Source organism: Uliginosibacterium sangjuense (assembly GCF_059132465.1).
The window spans coordinates 131,736-152,936 of the sequence record NZ_CP101132.1 but is presented as its reverse complement, the minus strand read 5'-3'; the positions used below and the strand labels follow the sequence as shown (position 1 = coordinate 152,936).

Genomic DNA, 21,201 nt, shown 5'->3' with positions numbered 1-21,201 from the left:
TAACGCAAAACATGAAACTCCGCAGCCAGCGTCGTAGCTGTTTTGTCCATCGGCTCACCGGCCATGAATCAAGAACCGCCATCGCCATGCCGATGGTGACGGAAGCGAAGGACCACTTCTTTCGGGGCCTCCCATGAATCGGATTATATCTGCGCTGTTCCTGTCCCTCACCGCCGCTGCGGCCTACCCCGTCCTGGCGGCCGATGCGCCGGCCACGCCTGCGGGCGAGACCAAGGGCGACAAGGTCCAGTTGGCCCCCGACGCACCGGACAGCTACACGGTCGTCAAGGGTGACACGCTGTGGGGCATCTCCGGCAAGTTCCTCAAGCAGCCCTGGCGCTGGCCCGAGGTATGGCGCCTCAACAAGGACCAGATCCGCAACCCCCACCTGATCTATCCGGGGCAAGTCATCGTGCTCGACCGCAACGGCCCCTACCTGAGTGTAGGCAAGCAGATCGGCACCAGTGGCGACACCCGTTTGAGCCCTCAGGTCTATGCCACGCCGGCCGACAGCCCGATCGCCAGTATCCCGATGGACCTGATCCGCCAGTTCCTGGTCGAGCCGATGGTCGAGGAGGGGCCGGACGACGCCAGCAAGCCCACCCTGGTCGCGATGCAGGACGACCGCGTGCTGGCTGGTACCGGCGATATCGTCTTTGCCAAGAACCTCACGCCCGGCATCGAAAGCTGGCAGATCTATCGCCGTGCCGAACCGCTGCGCGACCCCGTCACCAACCAGATTCTCGCCTACGAAACCGTGGTGACCGGTACGGCGCAAGCGCTTTCTCCCGGTGAGGGCAACAAGGCCGCCGTTCTGAAGATCACCAAGGCCAAGCGCGAGATCAACATCGGCATGCGCCTGGCGCCAACCGGCAAGGACGACACAGTCTCCCTCACCCCGCACGGAGCGCCGGCCAACCTCAGCGGCAAGGTCCTGGGCATCACCGACGGTGTGTTCGAGACCGGGCGCATGGGCGTGATCTCGCTGGGCGTCGGCAAGAGCAACGGCGTCGAGCCGGGCCATGTGTTCGCCCTGCACCGCAATCGCGGCCAGGTCCGTTACACCCTGGACGGTCGTCCCGAAACCTGGGAACTGCCCGAGGACCGTTACGGCCTGGTTTTCGTCTTCCGTGTGTTCAACCGCGTGTCCTACGCGCTGGTGGTGGAAAGCAATAACTCCGTGCGTGTCGGCGACGACGTGCGCGCCCCCTGATTGCAGCCCGACCCGGACCTGCATGACTGGTTGCGCCTGACGCTGGTTCCGGGCATCGGCCCGGAACGGCAACGCCAGCTTCTGGCCACTTTCGGCCTGCCGGATCGGGTCTTTGCCGCAAGTCGTCTATCTATTGCGGCCGTCATTGGCGAACGCCTCGCCGACAGCCTCCTTGGAACCGACAACAGCGCCGCCATCGCGCATGCGCTGGCCTGGGCTCAGGAGCCCGGCAACCGTCTGCTGACCCTGGCCGATCCGGCCTACCCCCAAGCCCTGCTGCAAACGGCCGACCCGCCGACACTGATCTATGCCAAGGGACACATCGAGCTTTTGAACCGCCCGGCGTTGGCCGTGGTCGGCTCACGCAATGCGACCCCGCAGGGCATGCAGAACGCGGAGGCCTTCTCTGCCGCCTTGGCCAACGCCGGTCTGTGCATCGTCAGCGGCCTTGCCCTCGGCGTCGATGCAGCCGCCCATCGTGGCGGATTGCGCGGCGAGGGACGCACCATCGCCGTGATCGGCACCGGCGCAGACCGTGTCTATCCGGCCCGCAATGCCGCCCTGGCACGAGAAATCGCCGAAAATGGCGTGATCCTCAGCGAATTCCCTCTCGGCACCCCCGCCGCCGCGCACAATTTCCCGCGCCGCAACCGCCTGATCGCCGGCCTGGCAAAAGGCACGCTGGTCGTCGAGGCCGCGCCTGGTTCGGGCTCGCTGATCACAGCCCGGCTGGCCGGCGAGCTGGGGCGCGAGGTGTTCGCCATCCCGGGCTCGATACACTCGCCCTTGTCCAAGGGCTGCCACCAGCTCATCAAGAGCGGCGCCAAACTGGTCGAAAGCGCGCAGGACGTGCTGGAGGAGCTGCGCTGGCCGGCACTCGGCACCATTGCCACACCGCCGACGAGCACCACACGCGCCGACCGCTCACCGGAAGAGGCGCGCGTGCTGGCAGCGCTGGGGCACGACCCACAGGACGTGGATACCCTGGTCCAGCGCAGCGGCTTGACGCCCGATGCGCTCTTCGTCATCCTGACAACACTGGAACTCGAACAATGCATTGGGCGCTTGCCCGGCAACCGGTTCCAGAGGCTCGAATGAACGCTACAGGCATGGATGTTCGGCAGCTTCTGCATCCATTCGTCAGATATTCACGGATCTGCTCCTGGCTGTCGCAGTAAAAGGAAGCAGGGATAGGCGTCCAGCGAGGCTCGTCATGATCGAAATACTGGTGTATCTCTTTGAAACCTACGGCTATGCCGATGCCTGCCCGGAGGAGCCGGAGCAGCTCTCGCGCAAACTGGCCGCGGCCGGCTTCGAAGAGGCCGAAATCTCCGACGCCATCGCCTGGCTGGCCGATCTGCGCCGCGTGGCCGATGCGCAACCCCCGGCGCGTAGCGCCGACACGCGCTCCCTGCGTATCTTCAGCGACGACGAACAGCGCAAGCTGGACGCATCCTGTCGCGGCTTCCTGCTGTTCCTGGAGGGCGCCGGCGTACTGGATGCCAACCGGCGCGAGCTGGTACTGGAGCGGGCCCTGGCGCTGCCGGACAGTGAAGTGTCGCTGTCCAAGTTCAAGGTCATCGTGCTGATGGTGCTGTGGCAGCAACAAGCCAGCGTGGATGCCCTGATCCTCGACGAATTGCTGACCGAAGAGGTCGATGCCGAGGACGAGTGGGACAGCGCCATCACGTTGCATTGATACCGCCCAGACGGCGGCCCTGACTTGCGGCCGGCTTGCCGGCCCCTCTATTATCCGGCTCAACTCCCATGGCAGCGCCCTGTGCGCGGCCTCACTGCCGGTATTTCCATAGCATGAGCAAACAGCTGATCATCGCCGAAAAGCCTTCGGTGGCGCAGGACATCGCCCGCGCACTGGGCGGATTCACACGCCAGGGCGACTACTTCGAGAGTGAGGAATTCGTCCTCTCCTCGGCCATCGGCCACCTGCTGGAACTGGCGGTGCCCGACGAATTCGAAGTCAAGCGCGGCAAATGGTCCTTCGCCCACCTGCCCGTCATTCCGCCGCATTTCAAGCTGAATCCGATCGAGAAGACGGAGGATCGGCTCAAGCTGCTAGCCCGCCTGATCAAGCGCAAGGACGTTGTCGGCCTGATCAACGCCTGTGACGCGGGGCGCGAGGGTGAGTTGATCTTCAATTACATCGTCGAGCATTCCGGCACCTCCAAGCCGGTGCGCCGCCTGTGGCTGCAAAGCATGACCGCGCAGTCGATCCGCGACGGTTTCCACAGCCTGCGCAGCGCCAACGAGATGTCCGGCCTGCGTGAGGCCGCGACATGTCGCGCCGAGAGCGACTGGCTGATCGGCATCAACGGCACACGTGCGATGACGGCCTTCAACTCGAAGACCGGCGGCTTCCACCTGACCACGGTGGGCCGCGTGCAGACGCCCACGCTGGCCATCGTGGTCGAGCGCGAGGAGCGCATCCGCCAGTTCAAGTCGCGCGACTACTGGGAGGTCGAGGGCCAGTTCGGCGCCGCGGCCGGCGAGTACCTCGGGCGCTGGTTCGACGAGAAGTTCAAGAAGGACGAGAACGACGAACACGCCAATGCCAATCGCATCTGGGACAAGGCGCGTGCCGAGGCGATCAAGACCAAGTGCCTGGGCAAGCCAGGCAAGGTCGAAGAGGAATCCAAGCCCTCCAGCCAGCTCTCGCCCCTGCTGTTCGATCTGACTTCGCTACAACGCGAAGCCAATGGTCGCTTCGGCTTCTCGGCGCGCACCACGCTGCAGATCGCCCAGGCGCTGTACGAGAAGCACAAGGTGCTGACCTATCCGCGTACCGACGCGCGCGCATTGCCGGAGGACTATGTCGGTCAGGTGCCGGGCATCCTCGGCAGCCTGCCGGCCGAATACCAGCAATTCGCCACCGAGATCATCAAGCGCGGCTGGGTGAAGCCCAACAAGCGCATCTTCAACAACGCCAAGATTTCGGACCACTTTGCCATCGTGCCCACCGGTACGGCGCCGAAGAACCTGTCCGAGGCCGAAACCAAGATCTACGACATCGTCACCAAGCGCTTCATGGCGGTGTTCTACCCGGCGGCCGAGTTCCAGATCACCACCCGCATCACGCGTGTCGAAGGCGAGGCCTTCAAGACCGAGGGCAAGGTGATGGTGAATGCCGGCTGGCAGATCATCTACGGTAAGGAAGCTGCGGCAGAAGGCGAAGAGGCTACCGGTTCGCTGGTACCGGTGAAACCTGGCGAAACCATCGGTACCGAGGGCGTCAACGTCAAGTCGCTGCAGACCAAGCCGCCGGCACGCTTCAATGAAGCGACGCTGCTGTCCGCCATGGAAGGCGCCGGCAAACTGGTCGACGACGAGGAACTGCGCGCCGCCATGGGCACGCGTGGCCTTGGCACGCCGGCCACGCGTGCCCAGATCATCGAGAACCTGATCGCCGAGACCTACATGCTGCGCGAGGGCCGCGAGCTGATCCCGACGGCCAAGGCCTTCTCGCTGATCACGCTGCTGCGCGGCCTGGGCATCGCCGAACTGGCTTCGCCCGAACTGACCGGCGAATGGGAGTACAAGCTCGCGCAGATGGAGAAGGGCGAGCTGTCGCGCGGCGACTTCATGGAACACATCGAGGCCATGACGCGCGACATCGTCGAGCGCGCCAAGCGCTACGAGTCCGACACGGTGCCGGGCGATTTCGCCACGCTGCAGACGCCTTGCCCCAAGTGCGGCGGCGTCATCAAGGAGAACTACAAGAAGTTCCAGTGCCAGTCCTGCGAGTACTCGCTGTGGAAGATCGTCGCCGGCCGCCAGTTCGAGCTGCACGAGATCGAAACCCTGCTGTCCGCCGGCAAGGTCGGCCCGCTGCTGGGCTTCCGCAACAAGATGGGGCGGACCTTCAACGCCGAGATCAAGCTCAACGACGACAAACTGCCGGAGTTCGATTTCGGCCAGCCGCGCGAGGACGAGGGCGGGGAGGCGCCAGACTTCTCCGAGCAGACCTCGCTCGGTGCCTGCCCCAAGTGTGGCAGCGGCGTGTATGAGCATGGCATGGCCTACGTGTGCGAGAAGGCGGTGGCCGTGCCCAAGGCCTGCGACTTCCGCTCCGGCAAACTGATCCTGCAGCAACCCATCGAGCGCGAGCAGATGGAGAAGCTCTTGCAGGATGGTCGCACTGCCTTGCTGACAGGCTTCGTGTCGGCACGCACACGGCGCAAGTTCTCGGCCTTCCTGGTGCGTGGCGCCGACGGCAAGGTCGGCTTCGAGTTCGAGAAGAAAGAGCCGAAAGCCGGTGCCGCGAAGAAGGGAGCGGCGAAAGCGAGCGCCAAGAAGGCGGACGGGGACGACGGCGACGCCGCGGAAGCCAAGCCGGCGAAATCGACCAAACCCGCGACCAAACCCGCAGCCAAGCCCGCAACCAAGAAGGCCACACGCAAGAAGGCGGAAGCCTGAGCTAGCGCGAAGCGCAGCAGAAAAACAAAACGGGGCGCGCAGCCCCGTTTTGTTTTTCCCCTTCGCCCGCTTGCGGGAGAGGGGAAACGAAGGCTTACACCACCAGCGCCGGATCGATCTGCAGGAACGCATCCAGCTCCGCCGGCGTGCCCAGCACGTGCACGTCCTGCAGCGCGAGGTCGGCGATGGAGATCTTGCCGCCTTCGGCCAGCAGTTGGCGATACAGCGGCGCGATGTAGCGCTCGCCGCGTACCAGATTGGCCGGGTCGGCGAAGAAGCGATCGTAGGCCTGCACGTAGCGGCCGGCCTGCGCGAACCAGTACAACCCGATCGAGGCGTAGTCCGAGATGCGCTTCTTCTCGGCCAGGTCGGTGGCCCAGCCATCCTCGCCCAGCTTGACGAAGCTCCAGTGATCGCCGGGCACCTGGAAGCAGGGCACCCAGCCGTCGGAGCCAGCACGGATGTCGGCCGGGTTCAGCGCACGCGGATTCACGTAGGTGTCGATGTTGTAGACCAGCAGCGGCGCCTCGGGCCGCCACAGCTCGCGCGACACGTAGGCGCTGGTGGCCTGGCCGTCGGTGAGCTGATCGAGTTCGACGATGTGCACGTCCTCCAGGCCCAGCAGTTCGCAACGACCGCGCACGTAGTCGGCCGAGCGGTTCTCGGCCAGGCACACAAAGACCAGCCGACTGTCGCGCGCGAGGAAATGGCGCAGCGACAGCATCGACCAGTCGAACAGACTGCGCCCGTGCGCCAGGATTTCGTACTTGGGCACCGTGTAGCCCGCGTCGTAGAAGCGCGAGCCGCGTCCGGCCATGGTGATGACGATGTTGTGGCTCATGCGGCCATCCTCACTCTTGTCCCAGGAGCTGCTGGATCTCTTCCTCGCTCATGCGCAGGAATTCGTCCGGGCGCACCGCGCGGTCGTCGATGTAGAAACCCTTGTTGCGTGGCCAGGGCTTGCCGAACAGGATCTCGTCGTAGGGCACGTCCCATTTCGCCAGCCATTCAAGCAGCACCGGCGCGGTGTGCTTGTTGATGAGACCCAGGTTGTTGTTGTAGGTCTTCATGTTGCGCGAGGTGAACAGCAGGATGCGGTAGCCCTTGGCCTGGTATTCGCGCAGCTTGTCGATGATGGCCGCCTTGGGCGCCAGCTCGGCATAGGACTGGTTGGGCGTCTTGATGTCGCACAGCGTGCCATCGATATCGACGACCAGCGTGCCTTCCTTTTCTTCAAATGCGGTGTTCACCTTCGACCTCGTCGAGAATCTGGCGTGCCTTCAACAGGAAGGCAATGACCTTGTTGGGATAGTCGATGTGCAGCGGCAGCATCGACAGGAACAGCGAAGCCTCGCCCAGTCGCATGATGCGGGCATCATGGCCCATGACCTTCACGCGCTGCAGGAAGATCGGCTTGAGCGTGGCGTGATTGGTGTGCGTAAAGCGCAGCACCAGGTCGTTGTTGTCGGCAAAGCCGACGTTGTAGAGACCGTTGTTGATGAAGTCGTAGTCGCCCAGCGCGCTGTGCGAGACCTTGCACAGGTCGTACAGCGGGTGCGTCCACAACTCGCTCTCGGTGGTCGCGCCCTTGGGGTCGATCAGTTTGAGCAGGTAGCGGCTCTGGTCGTACAGCACGTTGGAGAAGCAGGGGTCGCCGTGGCCGACCACCTGGTGGTCGAAGGCGAAGCCCTTCTCGAAGCGCTGGTAGAGCTTGAGGTAGCGCTCGAGCTGGCGCGTGATGTCGAGCTCTGCCGTGGCGCTGGCGGCGAGCTGGTTGATGCGCCGGCCTTCCTCCATCGACAGGAACTGTTTGACGCGCGACTCCAGCTTGGTCACGAACAGCTCGCGCGCCGCCGCTGCGGACTGCTCCTTGCTGCAGGCCTGGCGCGGGCGCTCGGCGAGGAAGAACAGCAGGCGCTCGACGAAGGGGGCGAAGGTGTCGGCCTCGAAGGCGCCGTGCACCCACTGCAGCGCGGCGTCGGCGAGGTAGTAGCGCAGCATCTTGTAGGACGCGCGCTCGCCCTCGTCCTGGAAGTCGAAGGGCTGGATCAGCCAGGGGCGCATCGCCTCCGGCACCAGGCCGTAGAACGAGTATTCCGCCAGCATCTTGCGTTTGTCGGTCGAGCGCTTGGTGTAGTAGTAGGCGTCGATCTGCACCTCGTTGAAGTGGCGCGTCGCCGTCGAGCCGCAGGTGAAGGACAGGAAGTCGCGGATCTTGCCCAGATCCAGCGGCTCCACCGACTGCACGCGCTGGCTGCCTTGCCAGCCCTGTTCCCACTGATGCAGCGGCGCCGCCGTGAAGCCTGACCATTGCTCGACCAAGGCATGCGCATTGCGCAGGAAGACCAGCAGCGGCTTGTACAGGCTGTCGGTGAAGTCCTCTTCCGCATAGGGCAGGCGCTCGATCAACTGGGTCAGGCGTTCGGGCTGCATGAAGCCGGCGCGGCCGGCGATCACGCAGGCGGCCGTGTCCTCGCTGCTGCCTTCCAGCGTGGCGCGCAGGGTGGCCAGATCATCGGCCGTGCGCAGGTGGATCAGGCGTTCGCGTGCCCAGGCCGGCAGTGCAGCACGGAAGTGTTCGATCAGCGGGCGACGCTTGAAGATGATGTCGCCATAGCGGCGCGGGCCGACCAGGCTGCGCACATCGCCGGTGGCGAACTCGCGGTCGTCGAGGATCAGCAGGAGTTTGGCATGCAGGTCCGACATCTCAGGCCCTCAGGAGTTTGAAGCGCGCGGCCAGCCATACGACCAGCAGGAACACCAGGGTCAGCACCACCAGCGCGAGCGACTGGTAGAGGCCGAAGGCATTGGCCCCGCCGGCCGCGCCGCCCGGCAGACTGGCCAGCAGACCGGAGGCGAACAGCGCCGCAAAGTCAGGTTCGCCAATGGATAGCTGGTTGATGAACAAGGACAGGGCCAGGATCTCGATGGCCCAGATCAGCACCGACAGCAGCAGGAAGCCGGACAGGCGCCCTTCCACCGATTTGTAGATATCCATCTCCAGACGACGCAGCACGTGGCTCGCGCGCAGCAGCGCAAGACCGCGTGGCGTATGGCTGGCCAGCACGAGGTGGCGGTTCAGGTAGACGAAGACCTTGGCCACCGCGAACAGGCCCAACAAGCCAAAGGCGCTGGCCAGCACGAACAGGACGAAGACGGTGCGCATGGCGGGCGGCACGCCGATGTTGAAGAGATACAGGCCGAGGATGAAGGCGGTGATCACCAGCACGTCGCCGAAGCGCTCGGCCAGCCACACGGCCAGCGCCTTCTGGCGCCGCGCGAAGACATGGAAGAAGGCCGCCAGGCGCAGCACTTCGCCGATCTTGAAGGGCAGGAAGCTGCTTGGAAATGCCGTCAGGGTGTGCGCCGCGATCAGCGGGAAGGCCTTGTCGCGCTCATCCAGCGTGAGCAGGGCCAGGCGCAGCATGCGGAAGATGTGCGAGCACAGGTACAGCGCGGTCACGCCGACCAGGCCCGCCCAATGCGTGTCATGGCCGAAGCCTGCGATGGCCGGCGCGCGCAGCCACAGCCAAGCGAGCACCACGCCCAGCAGCAGGAAGAGGTAGACGCGGACGCTGCGGCTCATGCTGGCTCAGACCGCGCGGTCCTGGCGGTGCTGGATCTGCCCGCTGTAGGCCTCGAAGGCGCGCGCGCGCAGCTCCGTAGCGAGGAAGGCGCCGCGGCGCAGGCCGTAGCCGGCGAGCAGGCCCAGCACCTTGAAGGCCTGGCGGAACAGCTTGACGTTGGAGATCTGGTCTTCCTCGCGCCAACTGATGGGGAAGAAGCGCACCGTCTGCCGGCGGTGATAGCTCGCCAGCAGCATCACGTAGTTGAAGGTCAGGTCGTCGGGGAAGGGCTTGTAGTAGAAGTCGCGGTAAGCAGCCAGGCGATACAGGTTCAGTCCCGAGCCCAGGTCGTGGATGGCGCGCAGCGCGACCAGCGAGAACAGCGCGTTATAGACGTGGTTGCCGAAGGTGCGGAACCAGGAGTAGCCCTTGAGCTGACTGCCGCGCATGAAGCGCGCGCCGAGCAGGCAATCGACCTCCTTGTGTGCGCCGGCTTCGAGCTGAGGGATCAGGTCGCGGATGTCGGCCTGGTCGTCGCCGTGCAGCACCACGAGGGTGTCGAAGCCCTGCTCCACCGCGTAGCGGAAGGCCGCCTTGTGCGAACCGCCCAGACCGTAGTTGTCGTCGTTGCGCCAGGCGATGAAGTTGCACGCCTTGAGCACTGTCTTGCCGCGCTCGATGGCGGCTTCCAGCGTGCGATCCGGCGAGCGGTTGTCCACCACCATGACGGTGTCGACCCAGGCTTGCACGCGCTCGTCGAACTGCTCGATGACGCGCGTGATCTGCGCTTCGCAACGGTAGGCGGGAATGAAGACGAGGATGCGCGGAAGGTCTGCCATGTCAGGACGGTGTGGCCTCCTGCATGAAGCGGGTGAGCCACTTCATGAACAGGAAGTTGGTGACGAGGTTGAACGGGGTGATGATGATCTTCGCGGCAACCGCGGCATTGGCGAGGAGCCATGCCGGCAGCGCCGGCGCCTGCAAGGCCGCGACGACAAGATGCAGCAGTTGCGAGTAAGCCAGGATGGAGAGGAACTGGAAGCCCCAGTAGGCGAACAGGAAGCGGCCACGCGCCGCGCCCGCGCGGCCGAACACCGTCTTCAGCGAAGTGAACCAGACGAAGGTGACCCCGACGTAGGACGACACGAAGTTGGCGATGAAACCCGGCACATCGAACAGCTTGACCAGCAGCGTGAAGGTGCCGAAGTCGCACAGCCAGCCCAGCCCCGAGAGGAACGCGAAGCCGAGGAACAGGCGCAGCAGCGCGAGCATGCGGCGTGGCGCGCTGGCGTCCTGTGATGGCGATGTGCTTGCATCCATGCTTGATGATCCTGGATCGGTATGCGGCGGGCCCGGTGAGCATACTGGAAAGGGGCGCCGGAACGGCCTCTGGGCGCGGTCTGCGCAGGCCTGCATTGTGGCGTATGTGACGAACTTCCGGATGCTGCACTGCGGTCGGCACGCGGCCGCTTGCGGCCCCGTGCCGCCGCGCTGCATGCTACGCCTCCGACGGGGCCGGACGGCCTCCGCCGGGCGGCCCTTGCTGCCCTTGCGGAGGGTCGGCTACCCTCGCCGCACATCATAAGGACGCCCGCCGGCGAGCGGGTCGACGAGGAAGGATCATGGAGACAACGACGCAAGAAGCCGCGCCCACCCCGGTACCCAGTGCCTGGCAGCGCATCCTGCAGCATCCGCATTTCGCCATCTGGGCGATCGTGCTGCTCAGCACCGTGCTGAACTTCGTGCTGGTGTTCCAGGGCTCGCAGTACCAGCAGTACCTGACCAGCGACATGCACGGCTACTGGGAACGTGCCCAGCAGATCTTCAACGGCGATGAGATGGACCCCAACACCTGGGTCTCCAACGCACCCTTCTATCCGCGCGTCATCGCCATGCTGTTCGCGTGGTTGAACTACTTCCACCTCAACGGCTGGTTCCTCGAAGCGATCCTCAGCGTCAACATCCTGGTGTGCGCGCTGGGCAGCTTCGCCCTTTACGGCATCGGCCAACAGGTGCTGGGCAACCGACGCGGCGCACTGTGGCTGGCTGGCGTCTATGCCTTCTCCTATCCGCGCCTGTACTTCAACACTTTCGTTCTGGGCGAACCCTTCGCGGTGCCGCTGATCATCTGCGCGATCTGGCTCATGTACCGCTACCGCGACAGCTATCACGTGGCCTGGAGCGGCCTGCTGCTGGCCTTCGCGGTCGGCGTGCGCCCATCCAACGGCCTGCTGGCCGCGCCGCTGGCGCTGTACATCTTGTTCGCCGGGCATTGCTGGCGGCCCAGCGAGTGGCGCCAGTGGTGGCCCGCGCTGTGGCCGCGCGTGCTGCGCACGGCGGCGTTCTCGGCCGCCTTCCTGGCCTTCATCTTCACCATCCTGGCCGAGAACAATCGCATCTCGCACGGCCAGTTGCGCGGCATGACGGCGCACGCCGGCTACAACTTCTTCCTCGGCCAGGCGCAATCACACAAGATCGTCAGCAGCTACGACGGCATCACCTACATCTTCGTGCCCTCGTCGGTGGCCGGCAATCCGGAGTACGGCACGGTCACGACCAACATCCCGATCTACGCCTCGGAGCGCTTCTTCGAGGAGGGCAAGAAGATCCTCGCCGCGCATCCCGGGCTGTACTGGGATCACCTCAAGGACTACCGCCAGCTCTTCTTCGACAACCTGTTCCCGGCGGTGCCCAGCGTGTGGGGCTTCGACCAGTTGTTCGATCCCTTCCGCTACCTCAGCTTCTTCATGCTGGTGTTCAGCGGCCTGGCCTGGATCGGCTGGCGCGAGCGCTCGCTGCGCCGCGCCGACGTACTGCTGTTCGGCAGCATCTTCGGCCTGTGCAGCGCCTCGCTGTTCTTCTTCACGATCACCCACCAGTACTTCCTGAACTTCTCGTACAGCGTCTACGTGCTGGCGGCGCTGGCCCTGGCCAGCGTGCTGCGCCACTACCAGGCCTATCGCCGCAGCATCCTCGCCTATGTTGGCGTGGTGCTGCTCGCCACCGCGGCGCACTATGGCTGGCAGGCGGTGCGCACGCACTTCATCGAGCAGAAGATCCGCGTGACGATCGAGCAGAACGATGGGGAGATCATGAGCTTCAGCCAGCCGAAGAAGGTGACGCTCACCCAGAACATCATCGTCGACAAGCTGCGCTTCACCGAGTCGGAGAGCCTCACCCATATCTCGCTGGGCGACCTGCCCTTCGTCGACACCTTCTACATGACCGCCGAGACCGAGCTGGAGGTGCTCAAGGAAGGTATCTACATGCTGACCTTCTACGCCGACGATGGCTATGAGGTGCTCATCGACGGCCAGCGCGTGATGGGCCACGACGGGCTCAAGAAGATGGACGAGTTCCAGACCCGCGCCACCACCTTCCTCAAGGCCGGGCGGCACAAGATGCAGGTGCGCTACTTCGACAATGGCGTGTTCAGCGGCCTGGTCGGTTACTACCGCCGCATCGACCCGAGCCAGCCGCCGGCTTCGCCCTACGAGTACAACACGCGGCGCGGCCAGGGCAGGTTGATCGGCGAGGATGACGATAACATTCGCTTCCATCTGCCCGCCGCGAACTGAGCCCACCATGCATCCCGCCACCCACCCGACCGCCCTGCGTACCGCCGAACTGCTGAGGGCCGCGGGGCTGCCGGGGCAGGTGGTGGAGTTCGATCAGCCCACGCGCAGCGCGGCCGAGGCGGCCGAGGCCATCGGCTGCACGGTGGCGGAGATCGCCAAGTCCATCGTGTTCAAGGGAGCGCAGAGCGGCGCGGCCATCGTGGTGGTGGCCAGCGGCGACAACCGCGTCAGCGAAAAGAAGGTGGCCGCCCTGGTGGGTGAGAAGCTGGCGCGGGCCGATGCCGACTTCGTGCGCGAAGCGACCGGCTACGCCATCGGCGGGGTCGCCCCACTGGGCCATGCCGGTCCGGTGACTTTGTTGCTGGACCAGGACCTGCAGCGCTTCGCTACGGTCTGGGCGGCGGCCGGCACACCCTTCTCGGTGTTTCCGCTCACGCCGGCGCAATTAGCCGCGCTGTGCGGGGCGGAGTGGTCCGACATCCGCGTCGACTGAATCTGCTGGGCGATGGCTGCGACAGCAAGCACGGCCTCAGCCGTGACGCCCGACGCCCTGCGCTGACGCGCCCGTTCGAGCCCTCACCAGCCAATCTGGCGCAGGAACTGCCGCCCGTGCGCTGCAAAGTTCGCCTGGGGCAGGCCCAGTTCGTACACGCTGAGACTCTTGGTCAGGATGCGCCGGCTGCGCGGGTCGTAGCCGATCACCTCGTTGGTCTTGCCCTGCGGCGTGCAGATCGTTGCCCCCATGAGGCCGTCCGCCTCGTGTTCGGCCACCCACCAGCCGCTCAGCAAGGCCTTGGGGGCCACCCCAGCCAGCGACAACTGGGCTGGCAGCGCCTCCTGCGCCTCGGCCTGCACGGCGTGGGCCGCCAACTCCTGCTGCTCGGTCTCGTCGATCAGTTCGAGGAGATGCAGGGAGGTCTTGGTGAAATCAACAGCCTTGGGCTGGGTCGTGGCACTCATCGTGGCGGGCAAGCTTGCGAACGGGAAGCCATGATAGGAGCAGGGGTATACCCGCAGCAGGAACTACGACACGGCCGCCGCATGGGTCGCCCGGTTTCCTGCAACAGTCCGTGACATCCGTCCGCTCCGACAAGCGCAGGGAGATAATGGCGCCCCAACACGCGACCCTCAGGTCGCCGCCCCCAGAGAGCCCCATGAAAACCCCTGAACTCCTCGCCCCGGCCGGCAGCCTGGCCATGCTCGACACCGCGCTGGCCTATGGCGCCAACGCGATCTACGCGGGTCAGCCGCGCTACAGCCTGCGCGTGCGCAACAACGACTTCGGCGACCTGGAGGTACTCAAAACCGGCATTGATCGCGTGCACGCGGCCGGCGGCCAGTTCTACCTCGTCTCCAACATCTATCCGCACGGCGCCAAGCTCAAGACCTATCTCCGCGACATGGCGCCGGTGATCGCGCTGCAACCCGATGCGCTGATCATGTCCGACCCCGGCCTGATGATGATGGTGCGCGAGACCTGGCCGGAGCAGGCCATCCACCTCTCGGTGCAGGCCAACACGGTCAACGCGGCGGCGGTGAAGTTCTGGGCGCGCAATGGCGTATCACGCGTGATTCTGTCGCGCGAACTGTCACTGGAGGAGATTGCCGACATCCGCCAGGCCTGCCCCGACACCGAGCTGGAAGTCTTCGTGCATGGCGCGCTGTGCATCGCCTACTCGGGGCGTTGCCTGCTGTCCGGTTACTTCAACCATCGCGATCCCAACCAGGGCAGTTGCACCAATTCCTGTCGCTGGGATTTCAAGGTCCACGAAGGCCGCACCGACGCCAGCGGTGACGTGTACCTGATCGAGGAGCGCGAGCGCCGCCAGGGCAGCTACAACCTGATCGAGGAGGACGAACACGGCACCTACATCCTCAACAGCAAGGACCTGCGCGCCATCGAGCATGTGCAGCGCCTGGTGGAGATCGGCGTCGACTCGCTGAAGATCGAGGGCCGCACCAAGAGCCCCTACTACGTGGCGCGCGTGGCCCAGGCCTATCGCGCGGCCATCGACGCGGCGGTGGCGGGCTGCGCGCTCGACCCTGCCCTGATCGACTCGCTCGACGGGCTGGCCAATCGCGGCTACACCGGCGGCTTCTTCGACCGCCATCAGGACGCCGCGGCGCACCAGAACTACCTGCGCGGCAGCTCGGAATCGAGCCGCAGCCTGTACGTCGGCGACGTCGTGCAGTACGACGCGACACGCGGGCTGGCCGAGGTGGAGGTGAAGAACCGCTTCGCCGTCGGCGACCGCCTGGAGCTGGTGCAGCCCACCGGCAACCGCAGCCTGCGCGTGGACGCCATGTTCAAGGCCGATGGCACGCCCATCACGGTCGCCCCGGGCAACGGGCATCGCGTGTGGCTGGCACTGCCCGTCGACAGCCTGGGTGCCTTCGTCACGCGCTTCCTGACGCCCACGGACGCACCCGAGCCGGCAATGGAAACGGCCACCGCCTGTGGCAGTGGAGGCTGTGGCAGTTGTGCCTGATCAGGCCTGCAGCAGGCGGCTGTTGAGCGCAGCCAGGCGCGATTCGCCGACGGCCCGGCGCAGCATGCGGCGGTAGCCCGGGATGGCCTGCGGGTTGTAGAAATGCGGCCGCTCGCGCAGGCCGCGCGCGAACTCCACCGGGCGCAGGCCAGAGAGTCGCTGCAACTCGTGGATGAAATGTGGCTGGTCATAGAAGCCCGCGTCCATGACCGCGCCAGCCACGTTGGGGCTGGTGCCCAGGGCCAGGTTGCGCGCCACCTGCTGGAGGCGGGCGACGCGCGCGAAGTACTTGGGCGTCACACCATAGGCCTGGGTGAACAGGCGCTCAAAGTGGCGCAGGCTCCAGCCGCCCTCCGCCGCAAGCTGGCTGATGCGGGTGTCCGGTGCGAGGTACAGGCAGTCCTGCAGCACGTCCAAACGAGCGTCGCAGCGGCCCGGCAGGCAGGACTCGAAGAAACGCTCCAGCAGCGCCACGCGCTGCTCGGGCGTGTCCGTCAGGCTCAGCCGCTCCTGCAGGCAGGCCATCTGGCCGTTGCCCCACAGCTCGCTGGCCACGGTCAGGCGATCCTGCAGTTCGGCGAAGCTGGCCGGCACCAGATAGCGCAGGCGGCCCGGGCGGAAGGTCACGACCACCAGCTCGGCCGCGGCCGGGCTATGAATGTCCAGCACCGCATGGCGATTGACCACGAGGAAGGGCGTCGCGAACCGCGCGGCCTGCCCGGCGTGCAGGTTCTGCACCTGCAGTGGAGCCCCCAGCGGGATGCACAGCAGGGCGCCGCTGCCCGGCAGCACACGCGGCAACTCCCCGGCACTGCTGATGCCCATGATCTGGAAGTTGTCCACGAACAGGCTCAGTCGCTGCGTAGGCGTGAAGCGCTGCCACGCACAGTTGCCCAGGCAACTATGCATGCCGTGCTGATCGAAGGAGAAACTCAGGGCAGACTGCATCGCCGCATTGTAGTGCGAGCACCTCGGCGCGCGGCAAGCGGCGGCGCAACAGAGAGCTCAGGCCAACTGCGCAAAGTTGCGCAGTGCCGGCTCGGCCTCGATCTCGGCGGCCACGCGGCCGGCCAGGGTGCGCAGGAGACGGGCGATCTCGGGCGTGTGCGCCAGGCTGTCGGTGTGGTAGACGGCCAGCAAGCCGATGACCTGATCGTCGCGATCACGCAGGGGATGGCCCACATAGGCCTCGATCTCGGTGGCACCCGGGAAGAACTCCATCACGTTGCAGTGCATGGCCACCGGCTCGCCGTCGAGCACCGTGCGGCAGGGCAGGCGGTCGAGCGTGTAGCGGTAGGGGCGCTGCATGTCCTCGCCGTCTGCCAGGGCAATGACCTGACCCTGAGCGCCGTGACGCAGCACCACCATCGCGAAACGCGCCTGCAACAGCCGGGTGAGTCCCAGCAGCAGCGCCTGCAGAAAGCGCGCGCCCCGGTAGTCGGCAGTCAGTTCGGCAAGGCGCAGTGACTGCGCGGCCAGCCAGGTGTCGTCGGTCATCGTGCCCATGCCCATCGCCCTCCGGGAGATGGCTCAAGCATAGAACCCCCGGCGCCGCTTGCCGAGAGGCGCTTCAGCGCGGCAGCTCGGCGAGGTACAGCGCGGGCTCGCCCTCGAAGTCGGAGGTGAACAGCACCTGCTTCTCGTCCGGCGTGAAGGCAGGGTGCGGATGCGTGACCTGTCGGTTCTCGCGGTACTCGCGCCACGATGAGTTGTGCTGGCAGACCTTGGCGGTGGTGCGCGCCTTGAGGTCGAACAGGTAGATGAAGGGGTCGTTCTCGCGCTGGAAGCCTTCGGTGGACGCCATGTCCTGTGGCGTGCCGGAGCCGTCGGCCACGGCGAGGCTGCCGTCGAAATTGCTCATCAGGTGCGAGCAGGCCGGCATCGGCATGATGACCTCGTTCTCCAGCGTCACCGGATCGGCGGTGCAGATCCAGCGGTCGTGGCCGTCGCGGTTGAGGTAGGAGACGTACATCATCTTCGAGCCGTCCGGCACCCAGAACTCGTGGGTGCAGCGCTCGCCCGGCTCCTGCTGCTTGACCGGGCGCTTGTTCGAGCCGTCCTCGTCGACCAGCCACATGCGGGTCTCGACCAGGTCCAGCGGGCCCTCGTGGCAATAGGCCACGGTGCGGTCGTCGAAGGGGCGGTAGATGGGGTGGCCGGTCCACCGCTTCTGCTCCAGCAGCACGTGGCTCATGCCGCTCTCGATGTCGATGCTGATCAGGCGGCAGAAGGGGTTGCGCAGGTATTGCTCGCGGAACTCTTCCCAGGTGGCCAGCGCCATCAACTCGTTGGCCGCGACCTCGATGCCGACCATCTTGGTGCAGGCCGAGTTGGCGACCCAGGTGCCATAGCCCTTGAAGCCGGTGGCCACGGTGTAGACGATCTCTTCGGCCAGGGTGTCGAGGCGCACCCGGCGCAGCTCGCGCCCGCCCTTCACGTAGTAGAGGTACTGGTCGTCGGGCGACAGGAAGCAGCCGAAGGTGTTGTCGCCGCGCCCCTCGGTGAGCTGGCGTGCCTGCTGGCGCTTGAGGTCCAGCAGGTAGCAGTTCCAGTCGTTGTCGAACCAGGCGCCGAACAGCAGGTGTTCGCCGTCGTTGGTGAAGCACTTCTGGTAGAAGTAGTTACGGTGGCAGGTGACGTCACGCGGGGTGAGTCGAGTGACGCGCACCCCCGTCGCGGGGTCACGGAACTCGAAGAAACGCAGTGAAACCAGATCGCCCTTTGCCACACACCACTCCTGCCGATACAACCAGTACAAAACCAGTACAAAAAAGTGCGCTGACGGCCGGGTCAGACCGCCAGCGCTCCCAAGAGGTCGAGCAGCATCACGACAAAGCCGCTACGTCCCAATCAAACCCTGGTGTCCGCGAGGCCCTGGGCCGCGCGGTCACCCATCACTTCGCGTAGAACCACTGCTGCGGCAGCGAGGGACCCGGCGTCGGGTACACCCAGCCAGCCGGCATGGCCTCATACACATTCGACAGGCTGGCGCGGCGGATCGCGTTGTCGCGCGGCGGGCGCACGATGCCCAGCACCTCGAACTCGTCGGCGGCCAGCGCGAGGATCTCGCGGTACAGCTTGTCGGCCTCGGCCGTGCTGGCGGCAGCGCGCCACTGCTCGTACAGATCGAGGCGCTTCTTCATCGAGGGCGAGGGTTCCTCACCCTGCTTGCCATTGGACTGGTACCACCTGACCCACAGCGGGCTCTGCCGCGATTCGACGTGCACCGCGAGGTAGGGACGCGGGCTCTGCGTCGCGTCCATGCCGCCGGGCGCAGCATCCACGCTGGCGTCATAGTCGTTACCGTTGCCACGGTCGAAGGTCAGCGAGCGCTCGGCCGACTGGATCACCAGCTCGACACCGACCTTCTGCCATTGCTTGCGCATCAGCTCCAGGGCCTCGATCTGCTGTTGCAACTGGATCGCCACGATGGTGTCGATGGCCAGGCGCTTGCCATCCGCCATCACGCGATAACCTGCGGCGTCACGCTGGGTCAGGCCCAGCTTGTCGAGCAGCTCGTTGGCCTGCTTCGGGTCGTACTGCAGGTACTGGGTGCCGAACTTCTCGTTGAACCACTTGGATTCCTTGACCGGCGCCACCTGCCAGGGCTGGCCCTGGCCCATGTAGACGATGTCGTTGATCTCCTTGCGGTCGGTGGCGAGCGACAGGGCGACGCGGAATTCCTTGCTGCGGATCAGCTTGCGCAGCGCTTCCTTCTTCGTCGTGAAGTTCCAGTAGTAGCCGACCGAGTTGGCGTTGATCGACTGCAGGCTCATCAGGGAGTAATTGCCCTTCTTGGCATTCTCGAGCAGCAGCGGACGGTTCTGGATCGGGAAGATGTGGCGATGCTGGAAGTCGAGCTGACCGTTGATGGCGGCGAGCACGATGGTTTCCACTTCCGAGATCACGAACATCTGCAAGGTATCGAGGTAGGGCAGCTGCTGGCCCGCCTTGTCCACCTGCCAGAAATACGGGTTGCGCTGCAGGACCACCTGAGTCGCGCTGCCGCCGTAGGGCTTTTCGATGACCCACGGGTCGAGCGTCGGCTTCTCCGGGTTGCCCCAGCGCGTGACCACCTCGATGTCGCCGCACTTCATGCGCATCAGGGTGCCCCAGTCCTTGACCTTCATCTCGCTCATCAACTGGTCGAGCTTGGGGTTGTACTTGGGGTGGAACTGGCTGCAGTACTTCTTCTGCCACAGCACCGGGTACTGGCCCAGCGGGGCGGCCAGCGCCTCGGGGAAGCTCACGTAGCTGCCGGCGAACTTGAAGCGCACCGTGTGGTCGTCGAGCTTGGTGACCTCGGCCGGCTTGTCGCGCACCACGAAGGTGTCCGGCGTGTTGGTGAAGAACTGCTTGTGGCCGAGCAGGTCGTGCATCGAGAACAGCACGTCGTCGGCAGTGAAGGGCGTGCCATCGGACCACTTCATGCCGCGCCGCAGATGGAACACGTATTCACTGGCGTCGGCGTTCACCGTCCAGCGCTCGGCCACGTTGGGCTGCACGCTGTTGAAATCGAGCGCCCAGCGCGTCAGGCCCTGGTTGCCATTGATGCGCAGGATGGCGTGGTAGTCGGCATTGCCGCGCAGCGCAGTGCGCAACGCGCCGCCATACTGGCCGTTGCGCTGCACCGGGGTGATCACCTCCGGCTGCTCCGGCAGGCGCTGCGCCACCGGCGGCAGCTTGCCAGCCTTGACCGCGGCGTCCAGCGACGGGGCTTGTTTCCACGCGGGAGCGGCTGTTGCTGCAGCCGCTCCGCCCAGGCACAGGAATGCGGCCAATGCCGCCTGCGTCAGTCTCATGCTGTCTCCTCGAACTCAGTGGCTGGGCAGGCCTGTACGGCACGTTGCACACCACCTTGTGAATTCATGGTGACGCGGCAGGCACGCCCTGTCTTGTACGTTTACGACATGCGCTGCGCCGACTGCATGTTCACTGCTAAGCTTGGCCCCATCCCGACCCTCACCCTGCCGCCCGGCCGCCCCCGATGTCGCGCCTCTCCCCTGCCCGCATCCTCCGCCTGTGCCTGGTCTGGCTACTCCTGGCCAGCAGCACAGCCATGGCGCAGAGCCTGTCGGACAAGCTGGTGACCTGGTGCAGCTTCGACCTGCCGCCGCTCTATGTTGCGAGCGGACCGCAAGCGGGCCAGGGCATGGTGGATCGCATGGCAGTGTTCCTCCAGCGCAAGCTGCCGGAGTACCAGCATCGTTTCCAGCTCTCCAACATCGCACGTCTGCATGAGGAGATGCGCAAGCGCGAACACGTCGTGTGTGCCGGTCTGCAGAAGAACGCCGAACGTGAGCGTTTCATGTTGTTCTCCGAGCCCTTCCTGACCACCATGCCACCCCGTGTGGTCGTGCTGCGCAAACATCTCAGCACGCTACGGCCCTTCCTCAACGAACGCGGAGAGTTGCGTCTGGGTGAAGTGATCGACCGCAGCGGGCTACAGCTCGGCTTGAGCGCGAGCCGCTCCTACGGGCAAGCGATCGACGAAGTCCTGGCCCAGCGCCCGAACCATCCGGCGATCATCCGCCGCACGGCAAGTGAAGCCTTGTTCTCCGGGATCGTCCAGCAGATGAAGCTGGGTCGGTTGGACTACGCAATTGCCTACGGCTTCGAGCAGGCACAGTTCCGGGCCGCCAATCCGGGCAGCGGTGACGAGGCGGCCGAGGTCCTGCCCATAGAAGGACAACCACGCTACATCCCGCTCTACATCACTGCCCCACAGTCCGCCTGGGGTGAGCGCTTCATCACACGGATCAATACTCTCCTGCGTCGCCATTGGGACGACCCGGCGTTCCGTATCCCGGCTCGTGACCCCGAAGACCAGAAGCGCCAGGCCGCCGAGCTGCGCGAAATCAACCCGAACCTGCGCCGCTGACACCGTGCCGCGCTGGCAGCGGACACGCTGCGCAGGTATGTTC

The 21,201-nt window shown here is 65.4% G+C and carries 19 protein-coding genes; 8 read left to right on the top strand and 11 right to left on the bottom strand.

Translation table 11 applies throughout. The annotated features are described in order from the left end of the window. The first annotated feature begins 133 nt into the window (after positions 1-133). From NMB43_RS00705 to NMB43_RS00690, 4 genes are all read left to right on the top strand, one after another. Positions 134-1,213 carry a LysM peptidoglycan-binding domain-containing protein gene (locus NMB43_RS00705; protein WP_494350234.1) on the top strand — a complete coding sequence of 360 codons (1,080 nt, stop codon included), beginning with the start codon at positions 134-136 and terminating at the stop codon, positions 1,211-1,213. After that, positions 1,214-2,311, top strand: a complete 1,098-nt coding sequence (gene dprA, locus NMB43_RS00700) for a DNA-processing protein DprA (RefSeq protein WP_494350233.1) — start codon at positions 1,214-1,216, stop codon at positions 2,309-2,311. Positions 2,312-2,426: 115 nt separating this feature from the next. Then, on the top strand, positions 2,427-2,912 hold the full coding sequence (locus tag NMB43_RS00695) for a Smg family protein (protein ID WP_494350232.1): 486 nt from the start codon (positions 2,427-2,429) through the stop codon (positions 2,910-2,912). A 113-nt stretch (positions 2,913-3,025) separates the two neighbouring features. Beyond that, on the top strand, positions 3,026-5,644 hold the full coding sequence (locus tag NMB43_RS00690) for a DNA topoisomerase III (protein WP_494350231.1): 2,619 nt from the start codon (positions 3,026-3,028) through the stop codon (positions 5,642-5,644). 94 nt (positions 5,645-5,738) lie between these two features. On the opposite strand, the gene NMB43_RS00685 is transcribed toward NMB43_RS00690, so the two are convergent. Genes NMB43_RS00685 through NMB43_RS00660 form a run of 6 tightly spaced genes read right to left on the bottom strand, consistent with a single transcriptional unit; the run spans position 5,739 to position 10,530 of the window. Beyond that, positions 5,739-6,485, bottom strand: a complete 747-nt coding sequence (locus NMB43_RS00685) for a glycosyltransferase family 2 protein (protein WP_494350230.1) — start codon at positions 6,483-6,485, stop codon at positions 5,739-5,741. A gap of 10 nt (positions 6,486-6,495) precedes the next feature. After that, positions 6,496-6,894: an HAD family hydrolase gene (locus NMB43_RS00680; protein ID WP_494350229.1), complete on the bottom strand. Its 399-nt coding sequence runs from the start codon at positions 6,892-6,894 to the stop codon at positions 6,496-6,498. Continuing rightward, positions 6,878-8,350: a hypothetical protein gene (locus NMB43_RS00675; RefSeq protein WP_494350228.1), complete on the bottom strand. Its 1,473-nt coding sequence runs from the start codon at positions 8,348-8,350 to the stop codon at positions 6,878-6,880. The genes NMB43_RS00680 and NMB43_RS00675 overlap by 17 nt, the downstream gene beginning before the upstream one ends. Before the next feature lies 1 nt (position 8,351). After that, positions 8,352-9,230, bottom strand: coding sequence for a hypothetical protein (locus NMB43_RS00670; protein WP_494350227.1), 879 nt, complete (start codon positions 9,228-9,230; stop codon positions 8,352-8,354). Between the two features lie 6 nt (positions 9,231-9,236). Then, entirely contained in the window at positions 9,237-10,049 is an 813-nt protein-coding gene (locus tag NMB43_RS00665; protein WP_494350226.1) for a glycosyltransferase family 2 protein, read from the bottom strand. Position 10,050: 1 nt separating this feature from the next. Next, positions 10,051-10,530 (bottom strand): GtrA family protein, encoded by a 480-nt coding sequence (locus tag NMB43_RS00660; protein ID WP_494350225.1) that lies wholly within the window; start codon positions 10,528-10,530, stop codon positions 10,051-10,053. Positions 10,531-10,832: 302 nt separating this feature from the next. Here NMB43_RS00660 and NMB43_RS00655 point away from each other — a divergent pair, with 302 nt between their 5' ends. Both NMB43_RS00655 and NMB43_RS00650 read left to right on the top strand, forming a co-directional pair. Next, entirely contained in the window at positions 10,833-12,788 is a 1,956-nt protein-coding gene (locus tag NMB43_RS00655; protein ID WP_494350224.1) for a PA14 domain-containing protein, read from the top strand. Between the two features lie 7 nt (positions 12,789-12,795). After that, a complete protein-coding gene (locus NMB43_RS00650) occupies positions 12,796-13,281 on the top strand; it encodes a YbaK/EbsC family protein (RefSeq protein ID WP_494350223.1) in 486 nt (161 codons plus the stop codon). A gap of 83 nt (positions 13,282-13,364) precedes the next feature. On the opposite strand, the gene NMB43_RS00645 is transcribed toward NMB43_RS00650, so the two are convergent. Beyond that, on the bottom strand, positions 13,365-13,748 hold the full coding sequence (locus tag NMB43_RS00645) for a hypothetical protein (RefSeq protein ID WP_494350222.1): 384 nt from the start codon (positions 13,746-13,748) through the stop codon (positions 13,365-13,367). A 194-nt stretch (positions 13,749-13,942) separates the two neighbouring features. On the opposite strand from NMB43_RS00645, the gene trhP reads away from it, so the two are divergent. Further along, positions 13,943-15,277, top strand: a complete 1,335-nt coding sequence (gene trhP / locus NMB43_RS00640; RefSeq protein ID WP_494350221.1) for a prephenate-dependent tRNA uridine(34) hydroxylase TrhP — start codon at positions 13,943-13,945, stop codon at positions 15,275-15,277. On the opposite strand, the gene NMB43_RS00635 is transcribed toward trhP, so the two are convergent. From NMB43_RS00635 to NMB43_RS00620, 4 genes are all read right to left on the bottom strand, one after another. Beyond that, positions 15,278-16,225: a helix-turn-helix domain-containing protein gene (locus NMB43_RS00635; RefSeq protein ID WP_494350220.1), complete on the bottom strand. Its 948-nt coding sequence runs from the start codon at positions 16,223-16,225 to the stop codon at positions 15,278-15,280. A 57-nt stretch (positions 16,226-16,282) separates the two neighbouring features. Further along, positions 16,283-16,783 carry a GAF domain-containing protein gene (locus NMB43_RS00630; protein ID WP_494350219.1) on the bottom strand — a complete coding sequence of 167 codons (501 nt, stop codon included), beginning with the start codon at positions 16,781-16,783 and terminating at the stop codon, positions 16,283-16,285. 64 nt (positions 16,784-16,847) lie between these two features. Next, on the bottom strand, positions 16,848-18,005 hold the full coding sequence (locus tag NMB43_RS00625) for an oligogalacturonate lyase family protein (protein WP_494350218.1): 1,158 nt from the start codon (positions 18,003-18,005) through the stop codon (positions 16,848-16,850). Positions 18,006-18,171: 166 nt separating this feature from the next. Further along, entirely contained in the window at positions 18,172-20,079 is a 1,908-nt protein-coding gene (locus NMB43_RS00620) for an ABC transporter substrate-binding protein (RefSeq protein WP_494350217.1), read from the bottom strand. Positions 20,080-20,264: 185 nt separating this feature from the next. Here NMB43_RS00620 and NMB43_RS00615 point away from each other — a divergent pair, with 185 nt between their 5' ends. Continuing rightward, the gene (locus NMB43_RS00615; protein WP_494350216.1) at positions 20,265-21,158 is read left to right on the top strand and encodes a TIGR02285 family protein; all 894 of its coding nucleotides are present in this window, start codon (positions 20,265-20,267) and stop codon (positions 21,156-21,158) included. The last annotated feature ends 43 nt before the right edge of the window (positions 21,159-21,201 follow it).

What these genes read in the sequence shown, in the direction of transcription:
- NMB43_RS00650 (WP_494350223.1), top strand. Translation starts at nt 12,796, where the DNA reads ATGCATCCCGCCACCCACCCGACCGCCCTGCGTACCGCCGAACTGCTG.
- NMB43_RS00655 (WP_494350224.1), top strand. Translation starts at nt 10,833, where the DNA reads ATGGAGACAACGACGCAAGAAGCCGCGCCCACCCCGGTACCCAGTGCC.
- NMB43_RS00685 (WP_494350230.1), bottom strand. Translation starts at nt 6,485, where the DNA reads ATGAGCCACAACATCGTCATCACCATGGCCGGACGCGGCTCGCGCTTC.
- trhP (WP_494350221.1), top strand. Translation starts at nt 13,943, where the DNA reads ATGAAAACCCCTGAACTCCTCGCCCCGGCCGGCAGCCTGGCCATGCTC.
- NMB43_RS00635 (WP_494350220.1), bottom strand. Translation starts at nt 16,225, where the DNA reads ATGCAGTCTGCCCTGAGTTTCTCCTTCGATCAGCACGGCATGCATAGT.
- NMB43_RS00695 (WP_494350232.1), top strand. Translation starts at nt 2,427, where the DNA reads ATGATCGAAATACTGGTGTATCTCTTTGAAACCTACGGCTATGCCGAT.
- NMB43_RS00630 (WP_494350219.1), bottom strand. Translation starts at nt 16,783, where the DNA reads ATGGGCACGATGACCGACGACACCTGGCTGGCCGCGCAGTCACTGCGC.
- NMB43_RS00645 (WP_494350222.1), bottom strand. Translation starts at nt 13,748, where the DNA reads ATGAGTGCCACGACCCAGCCCAAGGCTGTTGATTTCACCAAGACCTCC.
- NMB43_RS00675 (WP_494350228.1), bottom strand. Translation starts at nt 8,350, where the DNA reads ATGTCGGACCTGCATGCCAAACTCCTGCTGATCCTCGACGACCGCGAG.
- NMB43_RS00660 (WP_494350225.1), bottom strand. Translation starts at nt 10,530, where the DNA reads ATGGATGCAAGCACATCGCCATCACAGGACGCCAGCGCGCCACGCCGC.
- NMB43_RS00665 (WP_494350226.1), bottom strand. Translation starts at nt 10,049, where the DNA reads ATGGCAGACCTTCCGCGCATCCTCGTCTTCATTCCCGCCTACCGTTGC.
- NMB43_RS00615 (WP_494350216.1), top strand. Translation starts at nt 20,265, where the DNA reads ATGTCGCGCCTCTCCCCTGCCCGCATCCTCCGCCTGTGCCTGGTCTGG.
- NMB43_RS00705 (WP_494350234.1), top strand. Translation starts at nt 134, where the DNA reads ATGAATCGGATTATATCTGCGCTGTTCCTGTCCCTCACCGCCGCTGCG.
- NMB43_RS00670 (WP_494350227.1), bottom strand. Translation starts at nt 9,230, where the DNA reads ATGAGCCGCAGCGTCCGCGTCTACCTCTTCCTGCTGCTGGGCGTGGTG.
- NMB43_RS00620 (WP_494350217.1), bottom strand. Translation starts at nt 20,079, where the DNA reads ATGAGACTGACGCAGGCGGCATTGGCCGCATTCCTGTGCCTGGGCGGA.
- NMB43_RS00690 (WP_494350231.1), top strand. Translation starts at nt 3,026, where the DNA reads ATGAGCAAACAGCTGATCATCGCCGAAAAGCCTTCGGTGGCGCAGGAC.